The organism is Aquamicrobium sp. LC103 (genome assembly GCF_001014615.2).
Lineage (GTDB): Bacteria > Pseudomonadota > Alphaproteobacteria > Rhizobiales > Rhizobiaceae > LBCQ02.
Genome location: NZ_LBCQ02000005.1, coordinates 1 through 21281 on the forward strand (window position 1 = coordinate 1; position 21281 = coordinate 21281).

Here is a 21281-nt window from a genome sequence, read left to right on the forward strand (position 1 = left end):
CCTCGGCGCAAGGGGCATCATAAACTACGCAGGAACACAAAAGACAAACCCGGCCAATCAACCAATCCGCCTCAATCCAAACGAAGCCGCAAACAATGGGGCGACATCGGAAGAGGCGAGCCGGACGTCTTCCGCCGACGATCCGCACATTTCCCTCAGCCGGCAGACCGCCCACCCGAGGGATGGCGACCCGATAATCGTCCCGGCGACGGACCACTCGGTACGACTCGCAAGAGATCCGGAAACGGGCGAATGGGCCAGCTTCCCGCTGGCAGGCGATGACCCCCTCTCCATGACTGCCGCGACGGACAATCCACCGCGCCTCGTCTGGGACCCGCAAACGCGTAGCTTGAGCGGCATGCCGGAAGCGGACACCAGCAGCTATGCCTACACCAGCGGAAAGGATCCCAGGACGCCATCCGCCTATCTGGAGAAGGGCCCGGACGGTAATGACCTGAAACTCACGCCCGAGCAGATGCTAGCCAGGTACGAGGCGGAAAGAAGTTACTATTCGGGCCGCGAATTGGCCGAACGCTACGGCCCCGATGGCGTTCACCTGCCGCGCACGCCGCTTCGCGAGGTTTTGCCCGACTTTCGTGTCGGCTTCACCTTCCGCGTTCGGCTGAATACCGGTCAGGCTTTCGACATCGGCTCGCCGACCGTGGCGGCCGTCGGCTTCGGCGTCGGCACCAAGACCGATTTCGGCATGATCGGCTGGTCGGTCGTCGACAGCTTCAGCCAGCGCAGCCTGACGCCGTTGAAGGATGCGCTGGGCACGCACGGCGTGGTTTCCTATCGTGCCCGCGAATATCGAAACATCACCGGGCTTCAGGCCGGCGTGTGGCCGATTTCCGAACAGACTGCTTTCCCGGTCCGTGCCAGAGACCTGGCGGCGCAGGCAAGCCAGGGCGTGTTCGGCGATCGCAGCGGCTATGACGCGAAACCGCATGACGCCACGATCGTCGGATTGACGCCGGACGGCGATGGCACCGTCATCGAGATGACCTATTCGCCGTCGCTGAGGGCGGAGGAGGTCACGCTTGCCCCGGGCCAGCACGATTTCTTCGGCGTGCCCGCCGAAAACGGCGCCGGCCACGTCAGGCTGGAAGGCGCGCTTCCGTTCGATCGCGTCATGACCGAAACCAAGGCCGGCCTGCGCCTGCCCGTCGTTGCCGCCCATGTCGACGCGGTCGACCAGCTTCCCCGGATAGGGGCTGAAATGCGACCGGAACTCCCCGTGAAGGACACGCTGCAGCCGGGTGACATCGTCGCCAGGCAGACTTACGACCAGATCCAGTCCGGCCTCGGCTCGATCAGGCTGAAGATCCAGTTCACCCTGAAGGATTCGACCAAGGCGTCGGAACTCGTTGCCGCGCTGGGGGAGGGCGGAGACGTTAGCGCGATCCGGAATCTCGTCGAAGCCGGCCATATCGATCGCTCGAACACGCTGTCGTTCGCCGATGAACCGACGCAGAGCGGCATGCGGCTCTCGGCCGTGCCGGGCAAGGCACCCTTCTCGGACATCATGCTTTTGACCGGCGAGACGGTACGCGTCGTCAATCCCGAGGCCATGCTGGTCGATATCATCTTCAACGACCGCCACAGGCTGGCCGGCCCGCTGACGTTCAATCCCGACAGAATGGCGACCTCGCTTGCTTACAAGGTGAAAACGACGGTGCAATCTTGGCTGCCTTCGCGTTTCAGCCCTGAAGGCGCATCGCAGCCGCGCTACATGCCGAGCGCCGGCAATATCTACAGGAACCTTTATGGCGCCGATGGCACGCCGGCGACGCGATACACCTTCTCATTGTCTACACCGCCGCTGCCGGCGGGTGTGCTGGCATTCAGCGCCGAAGTCAGGATCCAGTACAAATCCAAGGCCGCCAAGGTCGCGCGGTCGGTCGCCAGGAATGAAACCGCAACGCTGACCTTCGAGCGCGCCGGCGGACAAAACGAGCAATTGACGGTGCCTGCTTGGCTGGCACGTGCCGTGGAAACCTCGCGCGACGGAGCCGCGACGGGCATCCCGAAGGGCGGCAGGGCCTCGCTGGAAACGTTGCTTGGCGACTTGGAGAAGACTGCCCGGCCCGACCAGCTTGCGGCGATATCACGGTTCCGCACGGAATTTGGCCCATCGATCATCGATGGCGGTTTCATGCGCCGGAACGTTGCGGATGGGGTCATGACCCTGCTTTCATCGCAGGTCGGCGGGCGCCGGATCGGCCCGATGCAGATACGGGACGAAAATGGGCAATTCGTTACAGCGACCCGCTATGGACTGCTGCCCGGGAGCGCGGAGAATGTCTACGTGCCTCAAGCCGACGCCCCGCATGCGCGCGGCGACGAGCCGGAATTGGCGCACAAATCGCATATTCTGTACGTCGACGCTGCGACGGGGGTGCGCTACGTGCTGCCATGGGTGCGAGGCGCCTCCATGGACCATGCTTCCGGCCATTCGGCGCCGAAGGAGGACACTCTTCATCCGGATGGCCGAACGGGAGCGCGCACGAACCCGGGCCTGGAGCGGGACGGACACCATTGGGTCGAGGCCCGGGATGGCGACAGCATAGGTCATATCGCCAGGGCCCACTTCGCCGACGTGACGGAAACCGTCGTGCTCAACATGGAGCACATCGCCAGCCCCCATCTGATACGATCCGGCGATCGCATCTATCTGCCGAGGATGCATTGAAAACATGCGCAACCCGGACAAACGGCCATGTCGACGGGTGGCGTGCGCCTTGCACTGCTTCCTCCACGCGCGAGACGAGATCGACATTCACCGAGCCGAAGGCCGGAATTGTCTTGCCGTTCCATTTGCGAAGGGGCGGCGTTTTCGACCGCCGCCCCGAACCAAAGGACCTACTTCAGCATTTCGTCGGGAAGCGGCGCGCCGTGGTGCTTCTCGTAGATTTCATTCAATTTGCCGCTGGCGAGATTAGCCTCGATCCACTCGTTCAGCTTGGCGAGCAGCTCCGGCTCGTTCTTGCGCACGCCTATGGCGAGATCGAAGGTGCGGATCGTGAATTTAGGCTCGAAAGCCCGCTCCGCGCTTCGCTCGCGTATCTGGTTCACGACCGTCTCGGAGGTTGCGACCATCTGCGCCTGCCCGCTGACGGCCGCCGTCACCATCGTGGCGTCGTCGTCGTAGCGTGCGACCGTGAAGCCGTGCTCGGATGCCATCGCCGTCAGTTCGCTGTCCTGGGTCGTGCCGCGCGTCACCGTCACGGTCGCGCCGCGCAGATCGTCCCAGCCGGAGATGTCGGCCGCGGCCGGCGCGCCGAGTACGGAGCGTAGGGCGGCGTAGGGCGCTGAGAAGTCGATAACCTGCGCCCGCTCCGGCGTCACCGACAGGGTCGAGATGACGATATCCGCCTTGTTAGTCTGCAGGTTGGGGATGCGGGTCGCGCCGGTCGTCTGTACGAACTCGAGTTCAAGTCCCCAATCCTCCGCCAGTAGCTTGGCAGTCTCGACATCCGACCCAATCGGCTGGAGATTGGCGTCCAGCATGCCTGAAGGCGGAATGGCGAGATCGGTGGATACGCGGATTTTGCCGGCGGCGATGATATCCTCATAGGCATCGGCGCTGGCCGGGGCTACCAGCGTGAGGGTGCAGAGCGCCATGGCGGCGGCGAGTTTTTTCAGCATTCGCATTTGGTTTCCTCCCTGTGGATTGAGCATGCTTGGTTTCTTCAGAGATCGTTCGAGACGAACTCGCGCAGTTCCGGGGTTGACGGATTGGTGAGAATGTCGGCCGAGCCGGCCTCGTGAACGAGGCCTTCGTGCATGAAAACGACCTGATCGGCGACGCGGCGGGCAAAGCCCATCTCGTGCGTCACCATGATCATGGTCATGCCGGAGGCGGCGAGCGCCTCAATGACCTTGAGTACCTCCCCGGTCAGCTTGGGATCGAGCGCGGAGGTCACCTCGTCGAAGAGCATGACCTTCGGCTCCATCGCGAGCGACCGCGCGATCGCGGCGCGCTGCTGCTGCCCGCCGGAGAGCTGCTCGGGATAGTTGTCGGCCTTCTCGGCGAGGCCGACCTTTTGCAGCGACTGCATGGCGATCTCGTCCGCGGCGCGCCGATCCAGCTTCTTCACCGAGCGCGGGGCGAGCGTGACGTTTTCCTTGATCGTCAGATGCGGAAACAGGTTGTAGCTCTGGAAAACGATGCCGACATCGAGACGCAGCCGCCGAAGGTCGAGCCCGGGATCGTGGACCATATGGCCGCAGACTTCGATCTCGCCGCTGTCGACGATCTCCAGCCGGTCGATGCAACGCAGCGCCGTGCTCTTGCCCGAGCCGCTGGCTCCGATGAGCGCGAGCACCTCTCCCTTGGCGACCGCGAAAGAGACGCCGTGCAGGACCGGCAGCGAACCGAAGCTCTTTTTGACGTTTTTCAGAACGACGACGGACATTGAAGTCTCCGGGACTGTGGCGTCCTCAAGCGGACGCGGCCTTCAGGGTGCGAAGCCGGGCGGCGCCGGTGCGCTCGAGGCGCTTGCTGAGGGCGGAAACGGGGAAGCAGAGGCAGAAGTAGAGGAGTGCGACGATCATGTAGATCGCGAAAGGCTCGAAGATCGAATTGTTGATGAGCTGCCCGGCGCGGGCCAGTTCCACGAAGCCGACCACAGACGCGAGTGAGGTGTTCTTGATGATCTGTACCGAGAAACCGACGGTCGGCGGCGTGGCGATCCGCACCGCTTGCGGCAGGATCACCTTGAACATGCGCTGGACGCGCGACAGCGCTAGGCATTCCGCCGCTTCCCATTGCGCCTTCGGCACGGATTCAATGCAGCCGCGCCAGATTTCGCCGAGATAGGCGCTGACATAGATCGTCAGCGACAGGGCGGCGGCAAAAAGCGGAGTGATCGAGAAGCCGAGCGTCGGCAGGCCGAAGAAGGTCAGGAACAGGATCACCAGGAGAGGCGTGCCCTGGATGAGCTGAACATAGGCGCTGGAGAGGATGCGGAGCACCTTGATCGGCGACGTGCGACCGAGCGCGACGACGAAGCCCCCGAGCCCGCCGCCGGCGAACGCCAGGAGCGAGAGCACCAGCGTCCACATCGCGCCGTTGAGCAGGAAGACGAGGTGCCCGGAATTGATGGCGGTGTTCATTGCCGTCCTTTCCCCCTCAAAGATTGGTGCCGAGGCGCCGGCGGCGCGGGAAGACGGCGAGGCCGAACGCCCAGAACACGACGCGCATCGCCAGCGACAGCGCGAGATAGATCAGCGCGACGACGATGTAGGTCTCGAACGGGCGGTAGGTCTCGGACTGGATAAAGTTCGCCGCGGCCGTCAGCTCTTCCGCCGATATCTGCGAGGTGACCGAGGAAGCGAGCATCAGGAGGATGAACTGGCTGGTCAGCGAGGGATAAACGCGTTCCATCGCCGGGCGCAGGGCCACGTGCCAATAGGTCTGGGTGCGCGACAGGCCGAGGCATTCGCCGGCCTCCCATTGGCCCGGATGGATTGCGTCGAAGCCTGCGCGCATGATCTCGGCGGTGTAAGCCCCGACATTGATTGTCAGGGCGATGATCGCCACCGTCACGGCCGAGAAGGAGAAGCCGAGGCTCGACAAGCCAAAATAGACGACGAAGATCTGAACGAGGAACGGCGTGTTGCGGATCGCCTCGATATAGACCGAAGCGACCCACCGCAGCGCCGACACGTCGGAGCGCCGCGCTATCGCGCAGAGCGTGCCGATGAGGAACCCCGTCAACGTTGTCACGGCCGCGAGCTGCACCGTGAGCGCGAGCCCGTCGAGCAGCATCTGCCAGCGGGCAAGGATGGCCGTGAAATCGAGAGTCATTCCGCGGCATCCCGCGTGACGCGGCCGCGGACCTGGCCGCTCATTCGGTCGTAGACGCGGAACAGCGCCTGGTTGCCGTTCGACCCTTCGCCGTGCGCGCGCGCCTCGATGTATTGCGAGGTGACGAGCGAGGTGCCGGGCAAGGGAACGTTCTCGTGCTGTGCCATCTCGAGAACGAGACGCAGGTCCTTGAACATCAGATCGATGCGGAAGCCCGCGCTGTCGTCGCCCTCGATCATCGCGGGGCCGAGCTTCTCGAGCATCCAGGAATTGGCCGAGCCGCCCAGCAGCACTTCGCGCATCTGGGAGAGGTCGACGCCGCAGGCTCGACCGAGCGCCAGGGCCTCGCATATTGCCTGCAGGTTGATGCCGCAGATGAGCTGGTTGCAGAGCTTGACGGTCTGGCCGGCGCCGGACGCGCCGACGTGATTGATCGTCGTGCCCATCGCCTCCAGAACGGGACGCGCCTGCCGCACCGCATTGGCGTCGCCGCCGACCATGATCGACAGCGTGCCGCTCTTGGCCCCGACCGGACCGCCGGACACCGGCGCGTCGAGCAAGGCGATGCCCGCCTCGGCGAGATCCGCAGCGAGTCGGCGCGTCGCTTGCGGCGAGATCGTGCTCATGTCGACGACGAGCCGGCCCTCCGGCGGATGCGCGAGGAGGCCGTCCGGACCGCGAATGACCTCCTCGACCTGAGGGGTGTCCGGGAGCATCGTGACGACCACGTCGGCCTCGCCGACCGCTTCGGGTAGTGATGCGGCCGGGGACGCGCCGAAGGCCAGGCAGGCCTCGGCGGCCGCTGGTATCACGTCAAAGACGCGCACGTCGAAGCCGGCCTCCACGAGGTTGCGGGCCATCTCGCGGCCCATCACGCCGAGGCCGACAAAGCCGACGACACCCTTCTGTGTCTGGTCACTCATCTGGTCTGCTCCTCCCACTCGCCGCTTCAGCCGGCGTTCTCGAGGTCGGCGAGCTTCTCGACGCGACGCACGAAATCGGCGTCGTCGCGGTCGAAGTTCGCGGCGAGATAGGATTCGACGAGGTCGCGCGCGAGCCACGAACCGACGATCTGCGCGCCGATGCACATCACGTTGACGTCGTCGTGTTCGACGGACTGGTGCGCCGAATGCACGTCATGGCAGACGGCGGCTCGGATGCCGCGGATCTTGTTGGCCGCGATCGAAGCACCGACCCCCGTGCCGCAGATGAGCAGCCCGCGATCGGCCTCTCCGCTGCGAACCTTGTTGCAGACGAGGCGCGCGATATCGGGAAAATCGACCGGATCGGGATCGAAGCTACCTACGTCGTCCACCTCGTGGCCACTCTCCTTCAGGAATGCGAGGATGCCCGCCTTCATCGGAAACCCTGCGTGGTCGCTGCCGATCACGATCTTCATTCACTCAACCCCTATTCCTGAATGTGCGGCGTTTGCGCCGATTGCACCGTTGCCGACTGCGGCAAGGCGTGACGCGCCGTGGCGCGGCGCCGGAAGTCGGCGCCGATTTCGAAATGCCGAGCCAGAAGCTCGTCGGCGCGCGATACGTCCTGCTCGACGATCGCCGCGAAGATCGAGCGGTGATGATCGACCAGAAACTCCTCGATCCCGTCGATGCGGATGATCTGCTCGCGCCGTTCGCGGTGCGAACGCATCATCAATTCGGAGATCGAACCGTAGATACTCGCCAAGGTCGGCGAATGCGCCGCCTGGACGATCGCCTCGTGAAAGGCGAAGTCGGCCGCGGCGCCAGCGCTCGGATCGTGAATGGTTTCGGTAATGGTGGTGAGGGCGTCGGCCAGCCGATCGAAATCGCGTTGCGTCGCGCGTTGGCAGGCCAGTCGGATCGCCTGGTGCTCGATCGCAATTCGCGCCTGCATGATGTCGTCGATGACGTCGGACTGCTGCGCGAGCGCGAAGGTGAAGAACTCACGCAACGTGGACACGTCCGGGCGTTTCACGACGGTGCCGACCCCATGGCGGATTTCAACGATGCCGATCATCGACAGCGCTCGGAGCGCCTCGCGCACGACCGGCCGCGAGACATTGAGCCGGACCGCCAACTCACGCTCGGGCAGGAGGAAATCCCCAGTCTTGAGCTGCCCGGTGAGGAGTTGCTCGCGCAGGAACGACGAAATCTTCGCGTAGCCGCTGGAGGGCTCCTTAGTCTCTCGTCGAATTGTCGCCGTTGTGGTCATGCAGAGAACTTACCGTGGTCTTACCACTTGTCAACCTCAAGCCTGTGGATTGTCAGATACCTGCGCGCTTACGGGGTGTTTTCGAGAGATCATATCCGAGACCCATGCCGCTCCGGGCGGAGAGCGCGATGCTTCAGGTATCGACTGCGTGCATCAGTTGCGGCCTGACAGCGTGCGATAGTTGGCGCCGCGGCGCCATCTCCAGGCCGTGTTCGGGTTGGCGCGTAGAAGGGGCAGCCATTTCAAGATGGTAGCCAACCTCATCGCCGCGGCAACCGAACGATCCGCAGTCGAATGACAAACGTCGCTCCGACCTTCGTCGCACGCCAAGCCGAGGGTTCGAATTTACCTGTTAGGTGGACTGGAGGATGGCGGCTGCTCCAGGCAGCCAACTCCTAGGCGGACGGGCGGCAAACCATCCACGCCCGCCATTTCCGAGAGGCACTTGCCAACTAGTTCGACCGCGCTTGGAAATAGGGAATCCGAGCCGCGGAAAGCTGCCATATCAAGCCGCTCCGCCTTGCAACTGTGCCCACATCGCCTTGTCGCGCTCGGCCGTCCAGATGCGCGGTGTGTCGATGCCCAATGCCTCGTCATAGGCACGAGCCACGTTGAACGGCAGGCAGTGCTCGTAGATCGCGTATTCGCCGAATTTCGGATCACACACCTCGCGGCAGGCGTCCCACGCTTCCTTCAGGGAACCGCCTCCCAGCGCCACGCGCGCGATCGGTCGGTAGGTCGACATGACGAAATCGGCGGTGTTGTCGATCGCGTCGTTGACCATCGCAGCCCCGACGAGAGCATCGCCGCGGCCGGGCGCGATGGCGTCGAGATCGAAGGCGCGGATTTCCTCCAGCGTCATCGGCCAGTCGGAGAAGTGCCCGTCGCCGCAATAGCAGGCCGAGTAGTACTCGACGATGTCGCCGGTGAACATCACGTTCTCGTCCGGCACGTAGGCGACGATGTCACCGGCTGTGTGCGCACGGCCGAGGAACAACAGATCGACGCGGCGCTTGCCCATGTGAACGGTCAGCCGGTCGTTGAAGGTCATGGACGGCCAGGTCAGGCCCGGGATCGATTCATGGCCCTGGAAGAGGCGCGGAAAGCGGCCGAACTCGGAATCCCAGTCCTCCTGCCCGCGCTCCGCCACCATGGCGCGCGCCTTTTCCGACATGATGATTTCCGACGCGCCATAGGCTGACGCGCCGAGCACGCGCACGGCGTGGTAGTGCGACAGCGTCACATATTTGATCGGCTTATCGGTGACGGTCCTGATCTTCTCGATAACCTTACCCGCCAGTCGCGGCGTTGCCTGCGCATCGATAATCATGACCGAATCGTCGCCGATGATGACGCCGGTGTTCGGATCGCCCTCGGCGGTGAAGGCCCATAGGTCGCGGCCGATCTCCGTGAAGGAGATGTTCTTCTCGGCCATATCGCCGGTGGATGCGAAGTTCTTCGTCATGTCAGCTCCGATTCGATTGTTCTTTTGATCCGTCGAGCTCGTTCATAAAGAAATATGCGAACCGTTCTCGCTGATGAGCTTGTGATCGAGAGCCCGGCATACTTTAGCAGCGAAGCTCGATTATTTCGACAAATAGCTTGGCAACCACAAGCTAATTTGGGGCAAAGCGATGACCAGCGCGAGCGCCAGAAGTTGCAGGAGAACGAAAGGGATGATGCCGCGATATATGGTTCCGATAGACACATCGGGGGCGACCCCGCGCAGGTAGAAGAGTGCGTAGCCGAAGGGCGGCGTCAGGAACGAGGTCTGCATGTTGACGGCGAGCGCGATCGCGAACCACGCGAGCACCTGACCCTGCGGCATGCCAAAATCGAGATTGGCGACGACCGGCGCAACGAGCGGCACCACCACCAGTGCGATCTCGACCCAATCGAGGAAGAAGCCGAGGATGAAGACCAGCGCCATGATGACGAAGAGCACGAAATAAGGACCGGTGCCGAGCGCGTCGAAGGCGTGGATGACCATCTCGTCGCCGCCGAGCCGACGGAAGATGACCGAGAAGATCGTTGCCCCGATCATCACGAAGATGATCATGGCGGTTGTCTTGGTCGTGTCGCGCAGCGAGGTGCGCAGGGTCTCTAAATTGAGCTTGCCGGAGATCAGCGCCAGGAAGAGCGCGCCGGCCGCGCCGATCGCGGCCGCTTCGGTAGGTGTCGCGACGCCCATGACGATGGTGCCGAGCACGGCGGTGATCAGCAGCGCCGGCGCCAGGAGGTCGCGGATCAGCCGCAGGGCCGCCGTGCCCAGGTCGGGCGCGCGCTCGTGCTCGCTCGGCGGCATCCGGTGCGGCTGGAAGATGGCTATCGCGATCAGGTAGAGGATGTAGAGCGCGACGAGCAAAAGGCCCGGCCCGATCGCACCGATGAACAGGTCGCCGACCGAGATGCGAAGCTGGTCGCCGAGCACGATCAGCATGATCGATGGCGGCAGGAGGATGCCGAGCGTGCCGGATGCGGCGATGAGGCCCGTGGAGATGCGCGGATCGTAGTTCGCCTTGTTCATCGCCGGGAGCGCGATCATGCCCATCAGAACCACCGAGGCCCCGATGATGCCGGTGGACGCGGCCATGATCAGGCCTATGATGGCGACGGCGAAGGCGTAGCCGCCGGGCACCCGCCCGAACAGCGCCGCCAGCGTCTTCAGGAGGCGCTCGGCGACGCCGGAGCGTTCGAGCATCAGCCCCATGAAGACGAAGAGCGGGATGGCGATCAGCAGCCAGTTCGTCAGGATGCCCGAATAGATGCGCGAGACGCCCGTCGACAGGAACAGCATCGGCACGCCGGCAAGCACGGCGAACAGGATGCCGATCCCCGAAAGGACGAAGGCGACGGGATAGCCGGAGAAGATGCCGAGCACGAGCCCGGCAAGCATGGCGAGCGGCCAGAAATATTCGGTCATTGCGATGTCGTTTCGTCGGTCGCGGCGGGGTGCAGGATCTCGCCGATGGTCGTGATTGCGCGGGTGATGGCGGCGATGCCGAGTAGCGCGAAGCCGATCGGGATGATCGATTTGATCAGCCAGCGGTTCATCAACCCGCCATAGGTGGAGCCTTCGCCGGAATTGAACGAGGTTAGAGCGAAGGACCAGCCGTACCAGAAGATGATGGCGCAGAAGGGAAGCAGGAAGACGAGGTCGCCGAACAGGCGCATGCCGAGCTGAACGCGGCGCGGCAGTCCGGCCGAGAAGACGTCGACGCTGACGTGCTGGCCATCGCGGAAGGCGTAGACGCCGCCGAAGATCGCCACGATGGCGAAGATATACCACTGAAGGTCGGCCAGCGTGTTGACCGTGATGCCCCGGCCGAGCACGGGCAGCGCCTGGTCCCAGCGAACGAAGGCGTTCCACCCCATCCTGGCGGCGAGCACGGTCAGGCACACGGACAGGATGAGCGGCAGGACCAGCCAGCCGACCCATTTGCCGGGCAGAACAACGAGATCGAGAATGCGCTTCATCCGCAGGCTCCAACAATGCGCAAAGTCAGAGACCGGCGGCCACCCGTGTCGCCAGGGTGGCCGCCAGATCGATTAGCGCGGCAGCGCCTGCAGGTCGCCCCAGCGCGAGGTGCGCTTGATATAGGCGGTCAGCGACTCATAGGCTTCCTTGAAGATCTCGTCCTTGGCGGCCTCTTCCTGCATCACCTCATGGGCGGCATCGCGCATTGCCACGAGCACTTCGTCGGGGAAGCGCTTGATCTCGACGCCTGCCGCCTCGATGGCCTCGACGGCCTCGATCTGGGCGTTGAGCTGGTCGGCCATGTTCTCCGTGATGTTGGCCTTGCACGCCTCGACCATGATCTTCTGCTGGTCTTCCGACAGGCCGTTCCAGACATCCATGTTGATGATGATGGAATCCCAGCTCGACGGCTGGTGCCAGCCAGGGAAGTAGTAGGACTTGACGACCTCCTGGAAGCCGAAGCCCTGATCGAGCTGCGGCGCGGAGAATTCGGCGGCGTGGATGCGTCCGGTTTCGAGCGAGACGTATATCTCGCCGGCCGGCACGAGCTGCGTGTTGGCGCCGAGCTTGGCGAGCGCCTGGCCACCGAGGCCGGCGATGCGCATGTTGAGGCCCTTGAGGTCCTCCGGCGTGTTGATCTCCTTGTTGAACCAGCCGCCGGCCTCCGGCACGACCAGATGGCACGGGATGACCTTCACGCCGTGCGGGTCATAGGCTTTCTGGATGATCTCCAGGCCGCCGCCCTCGAACATCCAGCCGAGCGCGATCTCCGGGGTCGGGCCGAAGGGCATGGAGCCGACCAGATTGGCGACGGGGATGGACTCGGCCCAATAGCCTATCCAGTCGAAGCCCATCGGGATGGCGCCCGACGACACCGCACCGAATACCTCGAAGGGCGGCACGAAGTCGCCTGCGCCGTGAACCTTGATATCCACCTCGCCATTGGTCATCAGGCGGACCTTGTCCGCCCAGTTGACCGGGCTCGGTCCGATCGAGGGCACGTTGAGCCCGAATACGCTCTGCAGATCGAACGACTGCGCCATGGCCTGAGTGCTCACGGCAACGGATGCGGCAAGGACTGCCGCGGCGACGATGCGCTTCATTGTTCTCCTCCCTGTGCCGCCGGAGCGGCCTCCAACCACTGATCGTGTGCGCCGAGCGCCTTCGACCTGGGTGCACTGTCGCAAATTCCGCGTCTTGGCTCAACAAAAAAATTAGCTATAATCAAACGCGTTTGCGAATAACGAATGAATGGGAGGGGCCGTGAAAGGCATAGAAGGCAAGACCGCCGTCGTAACCGGGGCGGCGCAGGGCAATGGTTTGGCCATTGCCCGCGGGCTGGCATCGGCCGGCGCACGCGTCGCGATCTGCGACCTCGACGAAGCGACGGCACGAGCGGCGGCGCGCGAGATCACTGCGTCCGGGGCGACGGTGATCGCCGCGCGCGCGGATGTTTCCGACAGCGCCGAGGCAGCGGATTTCGCCGCGCGGGTGGAACGCGAGCTCGGCCCGGCCGCCATTCTCGTCAACAATGCCGGCATCATCCGCCGAACGCCCATCGACGATCCGGCCTTCGATGCCGACTGGGACGCGATCTTCCGAGTCAACGTCGACGGTATCCGCAACATGGTGCGCGCCTTCCTGCCGCAGCTATCGGCATCTGGTGGCAGCGTGATCAACCTCGGCTCCATCATGTCGGTGACGGCCGGACCGGCGCTCAGCGCCTATGCGGCATCGAAGGGCGCGGTGCTGCAGTTCACCAAGGCGCTGGCACACGACCTTGCCCCGCTGGGGGTCCGCGTCAACGCGATCGCGCCAGGCGTCATCGCGACGCCCATGACCAAGGTGACGCGCGAGAATCCCGAGGCGATCGGCCGCTTCATGGCCCACACGCCACTCGGCCGCGTCGGTGAGCCCGACGAACTCGCCGGCCCGGTGCTGTTCCTCGCATCCGATCTTTCGAGCTACGTGACCGGTGCGCTTCTGCCGGTCGATGGCGGCTATCTCGCCGCCTGATCCAGGGAATTCAACATGCAGATGAAAGAACATCATTGCGACGTGCTGGTCGTCGGTTCGGGAGCAGGGGGACTGTCGACGGCGGTCAGTGCCGCGCACCGGCGGCTCAACGTGCTCGTCGTCGAGAAGGAGCCGGTCTTCGGCGGCACGAGCGCGCGCTCGGGCGGCTGGATGTGGATTCCCGGCAACGCGCCGGCCAAGCGCGCGGGCGTCGAGGATTCGGCGGAAAAGGCGCGCATCTACCTGCAGCACGAGGCGGGCGAGCATTTCGATGCGGCGCGCGTCGACGCGTTCCTGGAGGCGGGCCCGAGGGCGGTGGAATTCTACGAGGAGGAAACGTCCCTCCAGTTTGACCTCGGCCCAACTTTTGCCGACTATCATCCCGACGCGCCGGGCGGCATGGATGGCGGTCGCTCGATCGTCGCCCGCCCCTTCGATGGGCGCGAACTGGGCCCTGAGATCAAACGCCTGCGCCCGCCCCTGGCCGAGATCACTTTCCTCGGCATGATGATCGGCTCCGGCAAGGAGCTCTTGCACTTCTTCAACGTCACGCGCTCGCCCGTCTCGGCCTACTATGTCGGCAAGCTCTTCCTGAAATTCCTGCGTGACATGGTCTTTCATGGTCGGCCGATGCGGTTGATGAACGGCAATGCGCTGGTCGCGCGGCTGGCGAAATCCTGCTTCGACAAGGGCGTGCCGATCTGGACGCGCGCGTCGGTGCGCGAACTCGTCAAGGACGAGACCGGCCGGGTGACGGGCGCGATCGTCGACACGGCCGAAGGCCCTGTCAGGGTGCATGCGTCGAAGGGCGTCGTGCTTGCCGCCGGCGGCTTTCCGCAGGATCCGGTGCGCCGCAAGGAGATGTTCCCGCACGCCGCGTCTGGCTATGAGCACGCTTCGCCAGCCCCTCCCGGAAATATCGGCGACGGGCTGCGGCTCGGCGAAGCTGCCGGCGGCACGGTCGAGACGGAACTGCCGAACGCGGCCGCCTGGGTGCCGATTTCGCGGCCGGTCAAGCCGGACGGCACGCTGGGAACGTTCCCGCATTTCGTCGATCGCTCCAAGCCCGGCGTCATAGCCGTCACGCGATCGGGTCGCCGCTTCGTCAATGAGGCGAACTCCTACCATGACTTTTGCCAGGCGATGATCGCGCGCTGCCGCGAGGAGGATAGCGAGATCTGTGCCTTCTTCATTGCCGACCATGGCGTGCTGCGCAAATACGGGCTGGGTTATGTGAAGCCGGCGCCGGTGCCCTACCGCCAGCATGTCAACAACGGCTATCTCATCCAGGGTGCGACGATCGAGGAACTGGCACGGAAGATCGGTGCCGATCCGACAGGCCTGCGCCGGACCATCGAGACGTTCAACGGCTATGCGCGCAAGGGCGAGGATCCCGAGTTCGGCAAGGGCTCGACCTCCTATAACCGTTCACTTGGCGATCCCGACCACAAGCCGAACCCATGTGTCGCGCCGATTGAAAAGGGTCCGTTCTACGCGGTCAAGCTCGTCGTGGGAGACCTCGGCACCTTTGCTGGTATGCGCTGCAACGAGAATGCACAGGTGCTGAATGGCGACGGCCGGCCGATCGGCGGTCTCTATTCGGTGGGTAACGATGCTGCCAGCATCATGGGCGGCAATTATCCGGGCGGCGGCATCACGCTCGGCCCGGCGGTGACCTTCGGCTACATTGCGGCTCGCCATATGGCCGGCGGCAACGCGTGAGCGAGGCAAGCAGCGCCCGCTACATGCAGGGCGTGGCGCTGGGTCTTGCCGCCACGCTTTCCTGGGCGCTCTACAATGTCGGCACCGCGATCGGGCGGGCCGACGGCTTTTCCAGCGCCGATCTGGCGATGCTGCGCTACGGCGTTGCCGCCCTGGTGCTGCTGCCGTTCCTCGTGCCGCGCCTTGCCGTCGCCCGTGCGATCGGCTGGCGCCGGCTTCTCCTTTTGACGGCGATGATCGGTCCGCCCTTCGCGCTGTTCATCAATGCCGGCTACGGCATCGCGCCGCTGTCGCACGCCGTGGTGATCTCACCCGGCGTGACCATGCTGGTGGCCAATGCTCTCGCCATCCTGGTCGATAGACGTCGAATGCCACTCAACCGGCGGATCGGCATGGCGCTGCTCGTCGCCGGTCTGATCGCCATCGCCGTCGACCAGCCCGACATTCGCCCGCATTCCGATCTGCCGATCTGGCTGGGCGATCTGTGCTTTGTGGCCTCGGGGACGCTCTGGGGCGTATTCACCTGGCTGGTCGGGCGCTGGCATCTGCCGCCGGTCGAGACGACGGGAGCAATCTCGATTCTGTCGGCGCTCGCCTTTCTGCCCGTCCACCTTTTCGGCTTCGGCGTCACGCCGATGCCGGCCGCGCTCTGGCTCGAACAGGCCGTCTACCAGGGCATCCTCGGCGGTGCCTTGGCCATCGTTGCCTTCGCCGGTGCCGTGGTGCGTCTCGGCACCGGAACGGCGGCGCTGTTTCCCGCGCTCTTGCCGCCGGCTGCGATCCTGGTCGGGGTCGTGATCGCCGATTCAGTGCCGAGCCTGATGGCACTGTCGGGCATCGCGTTGGCGACTTGCGGCCTCGCCGTCTCGCTCGATTTCAGGCGTCGTGTTCGCTCTCGCGCTGGCGATAGCCGAGCTCGGACGACAGACGGCGCGTGAAGTCGAGCAAGCCGCGTACCGCCGGGCCGTCCTCGGACAGATCGATCATGCTGGTTGGCCCGATCGCCGTCAGCACCAGCTGCATCTTGCCGGTATGGTCGAAGACGGGTGCGGCCACGGCGCTGACCCCGGGTATGGGCAGGTCCCGCGTCGTCTCGAAGCCGCGCTGGCGCACGGTCTCAACGTCTTGCCAGTACCGGGCCTCGTCGAACTCGAACGGGCCGCGTTCGAGCAACGTGCGGTCGGAGCGCTCCAGGCGCAGCATGGGCTGGGTGATGTTGGCCGGCAGATAGGCGGCAAAGACGCGTCCCGTCGCTGTCGCCGTCATCAGGAAGATGTTGCCGACCTGGACGTTGGCGTGAATGCGCGCAGAGGATTCCTGGACGTAGACGATCGTCGGCCCGTGCAGGCCCCAAACGGTGATGGCGATCATCAGCTGCAGCTCGTCGGCAAGCGCGGCGACGCGGCGCACCGTCTCGCGATATGCGTTCTGATTGCGCAACCGCGTCAGGCCGAGATGCAGAGCGAAGGCGCCGAGCTGGTAATGCCCCGCTTCGGTCTGCTCCACCATGCCCATTTTGCGGAACGAGACGAGATAAGGATGGAGTTGCGCGGCCGCCATTCCCGTCATTTCGGCCAGATCGCGCAGTTTGAGGGGGCCGCGCGCCTCGGCGAGTGCCTTGAGGATTACACCGCCCGTATCGATCGACTGGACGCCCCGCGGCAGCCTGGTCTTCTGCTTGAGTATTGGAAGCCGCTCATTCATCGGTAACAGATAGTCCAGATATGAAGGCTTCTCAATCGATTGGAGAGACCCGCCTCGTCAAGCAGCTTTCCAGCATCGCTGGAGGGTTGCGAGCGTACTCGCCACGGCAGGCTGCAGAATTCTTCCGATAACGATCAGCTTGAGGGGCTTTCAAGGATTGGACGGCTGCTCGTCATGGATGCATCCTTGCAGCCTGCGCACGACTGAAATGCACTCGGCCGTTTTTTGTCTATGTCGCTTCTTGGCCAGCACCATGTGTTGCCGCCCTGGCAGCAAGCACAACCTGCATCGCATTGACAAGCTCGCAAACGGCTCCGGCATTTTCCCACGAATAGAGGGAAACGGCCATGGCGGTCTCTGCGCCGAAGGGCGCGTAATGCCGGACGTGGTATTTCTGCGCTGCACCGACGGGCAGCAGCGACAGGCCGAGCCCAGCTTCCACGGCAACGAGGACATTGTGCAGGCTGCTGCCTGCGAAGGCGACATACCAGCGACGCTGCTCGCGTTCTATGCGTTCAAACATCGTCTCGCGGTAAAGGCCGCCTGGCGGAAAGGCTACCAGGGGAAGGGGATCTGGCCAATCGCTTGGTGCATCGGCGCTTTCGAACCACGCCATGGGCTCTTGAAAGGCGGCCCGGCAATCAGGGGCCGGCTTATTCTCCTTGACGATGGCAATGTCGAATTCGCCGCCGCGATAACGCCTGGTGAGCTCGCGGCTCAATCCCGCCGTGACATCGAGCCGAATCTCGCGATGCCGGCGGGCGAAGTCGCTGAAAGTCTTGGCCATCTCCGCATTGACGATGTCTTCGGGCACGCCGATGCGAATGGCGGCCGTTCCCGCCGGGTCGCCGAGGGCCGCCTGCGCTTCCTGCTGGAGGGTGAGCAGCCTGCGTGCATAGCCGAGGAGCCGCTCTCCGGCGGCAGTGGGCCCGACCGGCCGCGCCGAACGCTCGATCAGCGCCGCGCCCACGGCATCTTCCAGTCTGGCAAGCTGCTGGCTGATGGTGGATTGTGTCATATGCAGCCGCTCGGCTGCGAGGGTGAAGCTGCCCGCATCGACGATCGCGGTAAAGGCGCGAAGAAGGCGTGGATCGAGCATAATTATCCCGGGACAAGGTTCCGAAGAACATTCACAATCATGATATAAAGCATCTCTATATTTAATTTTCAAATGTAAACGCTCCTCCCTATCTAGGCATGGTAGCCACAGAGCAATCATGCAGCAGGCCCGCTGCGGCCATTGATCGGGAGTTCCACCATGCTTCGGCGTTCGATCCTTACAGGTGCCGCCTGCCTGCTGCTGATGGCCGTACCCTTCGTTGCAGCAGGAAAAGCCATGAGTGAAACGCCATTGCATAAGGCGGCCCAGAGCAATGATGCCGCCCTCATCACCCGGCTTCTGGCCGAAGGCGCGAAAATCGACGCGCGCGATGACAGGGGAGCGACTGCGCTTCTGGTCGCCACCCACGTCGATGCGATCGATGCGGCACGCGCCCTCATCGAAGCAGGCGCCGATGTCAATGCCAAGGACAGTATCAACGACAGCCCTTATCTCTATGCCGGCGCACGCGGACACCTCGAGATACTGAAGCTCACCTTGGCGCAAGGCGCCGATCTCAAAAGCACCAACCGTTATGGCGGCACGGCGCTGATCCCGGCGGCGGAACGCGGCCATGTCGAAACGGTGCGCACGCTGATCGAGGCGGGCGTCGACGTCGATCACGTCAACAATCTGGCCTGGACCGCACTGCTGGAGGCGATCATCCTCGGCGATGGTGGCTCCCGCCACCAGCAGATCGTCGATCTGCTGGTCAAGGCGGGCGCCGATGTCAATCTGGCGGACGGGAACGGCGTGACGCCGCTTCAGCACGCCCGTAGCGCCGGCTATCGCGAAATCGAACAAATTCTCGCCGCCGCCGGCGCCCGATAGACAAAGGAGGCTTCCATGAATGATGCAAGCCGTTACCTGCGCCAGGCGATCGAGCTTGCGCGCGCCAATGTCGAAGCGGGTGGCCGTCCCTTCGGCGCCGTCGTGGTAAACAATGGCGAGGTGATCGCAAGTGCCGTCAACGAGATGCATCTGAGCCACGACGTCACCGATCATGCCGAGTTGCTGGCGATCCGCGCAGCTGCCCGCATACACGGTCCGGAGGCACTCGAGGGCAGTGCCGTCTATGCCAGCGGCCATCCCTGTCCCATGTGCCTTGCCGCCATGCGGCTGGCCGGGGTGGGCACGGTCGCCTTTGCCTATTCCAACGAGGATGGCGCGCCCTTCAACCTGTCCACGGCGGACATCTACGCCGAACTCAAGCGGCCCTTCGCCGAACAGTCGATGGCGATCAGTCACATGCCGGTAGAGCGTGAATCCGGCCAGAGCCTTTACGAGCAGTGGGTGCGGGCTCGCGACGGCCGGCGATAGCGATGGAGGGGAGCTGCGCACCGGCCTCCGGCCGCTTGCTGCTGCTTGCGGCCATCGTGATGGTCGGGCTCAACCTGCGGCCGTTCATCACCGGCATCGGGCCGCTTGCGTCCGATATCGGGGCCGAGACCGGCCTTGGCCTGCAAGGCATTGCGCTACTGACGCTGGTCCCGATGTTGCTGATGGGAGTACTGGCCTTCGCAGGCCCCTCATTACAGGCACGGACGGGAGCACGGCGTTCGATCATCGTCGCGCTTGTCGTACTGGCCCTTGCATCGTTCCTTCGCCTGTTCGTATCGGCCGGCTGGCAGATGGTGGCCACGGGCGCCCTTCTCGGGCTGGGGGCGGCAGTGGTGCAGGCCATGTTTCCCGGCCTCATCAAACGGTATTTTCCTCGCCATGTCGGCGTGGTGATGGGGCTTTACTCCGCCATGCTAATGGGCGGTGGGGCGCTGGGCGCGCAATTGGCGCCGCTGGTCGCCACCGCCGGCGGAGGCTGGCGTGCCGGGCTTGGCTGGATGGCCCTGCCGGCCCTCTTGGCGCTCTGGCTGGTCATGCGCAGCCTGCCGAAGGACACGCAAGACGAGGTTGGCGCAAACACGACCGCCGCCTTTCTCCGGCGGCCGCGAACCTGGCTGCTGATGGCCTGTTTCGGTCTCGTCAATGGTGGTTATTCGACCGTGGTGGCATGGCTTGCTCCCTTCTATCGGGATCTCGGCTGGACCGCCGCTGCCAGTGGCAGCCTGCTGGCGGTCATGTCCGTGTGCCAGGCCGTTGCCGCCTTGGCGATACCGGTTCTGGCCGGCAGACGAAAGGATCGCCGCCCATGGTTGTGGCTGACGCTGGCCATGCAGGGGTTTGGTTTCGCGGCGCTGGCCTTGCAGCCCGAGGTCGCACCCTTGTTGTGGGTGGCCGTGCTTGGCGCGGGGCTGGGTGGCTGTTTTGCGCTTTCCATGATCGTGGCGCTCGACCATCTGCCCGACCCGGTCGAGGCCGGCGCGCTCTCCGCGCTCATGCAGGGAGGCGGGTTCCTGCTGGCGGCGCTGCCGCCCTGGATCGTCGCCATCCTCCATGATCTCACCGGCAGCTTCACAGTCGGCTGGGTGCTTCACCTTTGCTGCGCCGCTAGCGTCGCCATCCTCTATTGGCGTGTCTCGCCGGCCAGCTATGCGCGCGCAATGGGGCCGGCAACGCCCAAATCACGAACTGATGCGACCTGCGCCGCAACGCCGAGCCACAGCTCCAGTGCCGTGTCGAGCACGGCGTCGAACTGACTCCTTTCGAGCATATGATTGCCTTGCAGGCGATGCATGCGAAGGTCGCCGGCGACGAAATCGGCCCAGCCGGCGGCATCTTCCCACTGGACGAGGTTGTCGCGCTCGGCCACGAAGACATGCGCGCCACACTCGACAAGCCTGCCGTCCGACGGCGCGCCATAGGTCTCGCAGATGCGGAAATCGTTGCGCAGCACCGGTTCGAACAGCGCCATCGCTTCCTCGTTCTCAAGGATTTCAGTGGGCGTGCCGCCTATGTCCTGCAAGGTCTGGCGGAACAACGGCGCGGGCATCCGGTGGATCGGATCGCGGCCGGCCAGGAGGCGGTCGGGCGCGTTGCAGGCGAGCACGAACAAGACATCGGGTGCGGGCAGGCCCCACTTCTCCCATCGGCGCGCCATTTCCAGCCCGAGCAGTGCCCCCATCGAATAGCCGAACAGCGCGAAGCGGCCGACGAGCTGCTCCTCGAGTTCTTCTGCCAGATGTTCCGCCAATGCGTCGAGACTTTCCGGTAGCGGCTCGGCAATGCGGGACTCGCGGCCGGGGAGCGATACCGGAAGCACCTCGACATGGGCCGGATGGCGGCTCATCCACGGGCGATAGAGGCTGGGTCCCGCGCCCGCGGGTGGTAGGCAGATAAGGCGCGGTCTTTGCTGCATG

Annotated in this window: 21 protein-coding genes; 7 read left to right on the top strand and 14 right to left on the bottom strand. The window is 64.3% G+C overall.

The window, feature by feature from the left end:
• The first annotated feature begins 292 nt into the window (after positions 1 to 292).
• Entirely contained in the window at positions 293 to 2692 is a 2400-nt protein-coding gene (locus XW59_RS10785) for a hypothetical protein (RefSeq protein WP_137327008.1), read from the top strand.
• Positions 2693 to 2862: 170 nt separating this feature from the next.
• Here XW59_RS10785 and XW59_RS10790 read toward each other — a convergent pair whose 3' ends face one another.
• From XW59_RS10790 to XW59_RS10840, 11 genes are all read right to left on the bottom strand, one after another.
• Positions 2863 to 3648: a transporter substrate-binding domain-containing protein gene (locus XW59_RS10790; RefSeq protein ID WP_047145273.1), complete on the bottom strand. Its 786-nt coding sequence runs from the start codon at positions 3646 to 3648 to the stop codon at positions 2863 to 2865.
• 44 nt (positions 3649 to 3692) lie between these two features.
• The gene (locus XW59_RS10795; RefSeq protein ID WP_047145272.1) at positions 3693 to 4418 is read right to left on the bottom strand and encodes an amino acid ABC transporter ATP-binding protein; all 726 of its coding nucleotides are present in this window, start codon (positions 4416 to 4418) and stop codon (positions 3693 to 3695) included.
• 25 nt (positions 4419 to 4443) lie between these two features.
• Positions 4444 to 5118 carry an amino acid ABC transporter permease gene (locus XW59_RS10800; RefSeq protein WP_047145271.1) on the bottom strand — a complete coding sequence of 225 codons (675 nt, stop codon included), beginning with the start codon at positions 5116 to 5118 and terminating at the stop codon, positions 4444 to 4446.
• Between the two features lie 16 nt (positions 5119 to 5134).
• Positions 5135 to 5812: an amino acid ABC transporter permease gene (locus tag XW59_RS10805; protein ID WP_047145270.1), complete on the bottom strand. Its 678-nt coding sequence runs from the start codon at positions 5810 to 5812 to the stop codon at positions 5135 to 5137.
• The gene (locus XW59_RS10810; RefSeq protein WP_281406226.1) at positions 5809 to 6753 is read right to left on the bottom strand and encodes an NAD(P)-dependent oxidoreductase; all 945 of its coding nucleotides are present in this window, start codon (positions 6751 to 6753) and stop codon (positions 5809 to 5811) included. Before XW59_RS10810 ends, XW59_RS10805 begins: the two co-directional genes overlap by 4 nt.
• Positions 6754 to 6761: 8 nt before the next feature.
• Positions 6762 to 7211, bottom strand: a complete 450-nt coding sequence (rpiB, locus tag XW59_RS10815; protein ID WP_047145268.1) for a ribose 5-phosphate isomerase B — start codon at positions 7209 to 7211, stop codon at positions 6762 to 6764.
• 11 nt (positions 7212 to 7222) lie between these two features.
• Positions 7223 to 8008, bottom strand: coding sequence for a FadR/GntR family transcriptional regulator (locus XW59_RS10820; RefSeq protein WP_047145267.1), 786 nt, complete (start codon positions 8006 to 8008; stop codon positions 7223 to 7225).
• A gap of 505 nt (positions 8009 to 8513) precedes the next feature.
• Positions 8514 to 9473, bottom strand: a complete 960-nt coding sequence (locus XW59_RS10825; RefSeq protein WP_047145266.1) for an MBL fold metallo-hydrolase — start codon at positions 9471 to 9473, stop codon at positions 8514 to 8516.
• A 120-nt stretch (positions 9474 to 9593) separates the two neighbouring features.
• Positions 9594 to 10931: a TRAP transporter large permease subunit gene (locus XW59_RS10830; RefSeq protein WP_047145265.1), complete on the bottom strand. Its 1338-nt coding sequence runs from the start codon at positions 10929 to 10931 to the stop codon at positions 9594 to 9596.
• Entirely contained in the window at positions 10928 to 11485 is a 558-nt protein-coding gene (locus XW59_RS10835) for a TRAP transporter small permease subunit (RefSeq protein ID WP_047145264.1), read from the bottom strand. The genes XW59_RS10830 and XW59_RS10835 overlap by 4 nt, the downstream gene beginning before the upstream one ends.
• 72 nt (positions 11486 to 11557) lie before the next feature.
• Complete coding sequence (locus XW59_RS10840; RefSeq protein WP_047145263.1) at positions 11558 to 12589, bottom strand: TRAP transporter substrate-binding protein; 1032 nt, start codon at positions 12587 to 12589, stop codon at positions 11558 to 11560.
• A 160-nt stretch (positions 12590 to 12749) separates the two neighbouring features.
• Between XW59_RS10840 and XW59_RS10845 the strand changes: the two genes are divergently transcribed.
• From XW59_RS10845 to XW59_RS10855, 3 genes are read left to right on the top strand one after another with little or no spacing between them, the layout of a single operon-like run.
• Positions 12750 to 13502 (top strand): glucose 1-dehydrogenase, encoded by a 753-nt coding sequence (locus XW59_RS10845; protein ID WP_246666056.1) that lies wholly within the window; start codon positions 12750 to 12752, stop codon positions 13500 to 13502.
• Positions 13503 to 13523: 21 nt separating this feature from the next.
• Positions 13524 to 15224, top strand: a complete 1701-nt coding sequence (locus XW59_RS10850) for an FAD-dependent oxidoreductase (RefSeq protein WP_136068167.1) — start codon at positions 13524 to 13526, stop codon at positions 15222 to 15224.
• On the top strand, positions 15221 to 16162 hold the full coding sequence (locus XW59_RS10855; RefSeq protein WP_047145260.1) for a DMT family transporter: 942 nt from the start codon (positions 15221 to 15223) through the stop codon (positions 16160 to 16162). Before XW59_RS10850 ends, XW59_RS10855 begins: the two co-directional genes overlap by 4 nt.
• Here XW59_RS10855 and XW59_RS10860 read toward each other — a convergent pair.
• Both XW59_RS10860 and XW59_RS10865 read right to left on the bottom strand, forming a co-directional pair.
• Positions 16101 to 16928, bottom strand: a complete 828-nt coding sequence (locus tag XW59_RS10860) for an IclR family transcriptional regulator (protein WP_047145259.1) — start codon at positions 16926 to 16928, stop codon at positions 16101 to 16103. The genes XW59_RS10855 and XW59_RS10860 overlap by 62 nt on opposite strands.
• Before the next feature lie 229 nt (positions 16929 to 17157).
• Positions 17158 to 18027 carry a LysR family transcriptional regulator gene (locus XW59_RS10865; protein WP_137327009.1) on the bottom strand — a complete coding sequence of 290 codons (870 nt, stop codon included), beginning with the start codon at positions 18025 to 18027 and terminating at the stop codon, positions 17158 to 17160.
• 159 nt (positions 18028 to 18186) lie between these two features.
• Here XW59_RS10865 and XW59_RS10870 point away from each other — a divergent pair, with 159 nt between their 5' ends.
• Genes XW59_RS10870 through XW59_RS10880 form a run of 3 tightly spaced genes read left to right on the top strand, consistent with a single transcriptional unit; the run spans position 18187 to position 20621 of the window.
• Positions 18187 to 18858: an ankyrin repeat domain-containing protein gene (locus tag XW59_RS10870; protein WP_047145257.1), complete on the top strand. Its 672-nt coding sequence runs from the start codon at positions 18187 to 18189 to the stop codon at positions 18856 to 18858.
• Between the two features lie 15 nt (positions 18859 to 18873).
• On the top strand, positions 18874 to 19347 hold the full coding sequence (locus XW59_RS10875) for a nucleoside deaminase (protein ID WP_047145256.1): 474 nt from the start codon (positions 18874 to 18876) through the stop codon (positions 19345 to 19347).
• Positions 19348 to 19349: 2 nt separating this feature from the next.
• Positions 19350 to 20621, top strand: a complete 1272-nt coding sequence (locus tag XW59_RS10880; RefSeq protein ID WP_082137553.1) for a cyanate transporter — start codon at positions 19350 to 19352, stop codon at positions 20619 to 20621.
• On the opposite strand, the gene XW59_RS10885 is transcribed toward XW59_RS10880, so the two are convergent.
• Entirely contained in the window at positions 20513 to 21280 is a 768-nt protein-coding gene (locus tag XW59_RS10885) for an alpha/beta fold hydrolase (RefSeq protein ID WP_082137552.1), read from the bottom strand. The genes XW59_RS10880 and XW59_RS10885 overlap by 109 nt on opposite strands.
• Between the last annotated feature and the right edge of the window lies 1 nt (position 21281).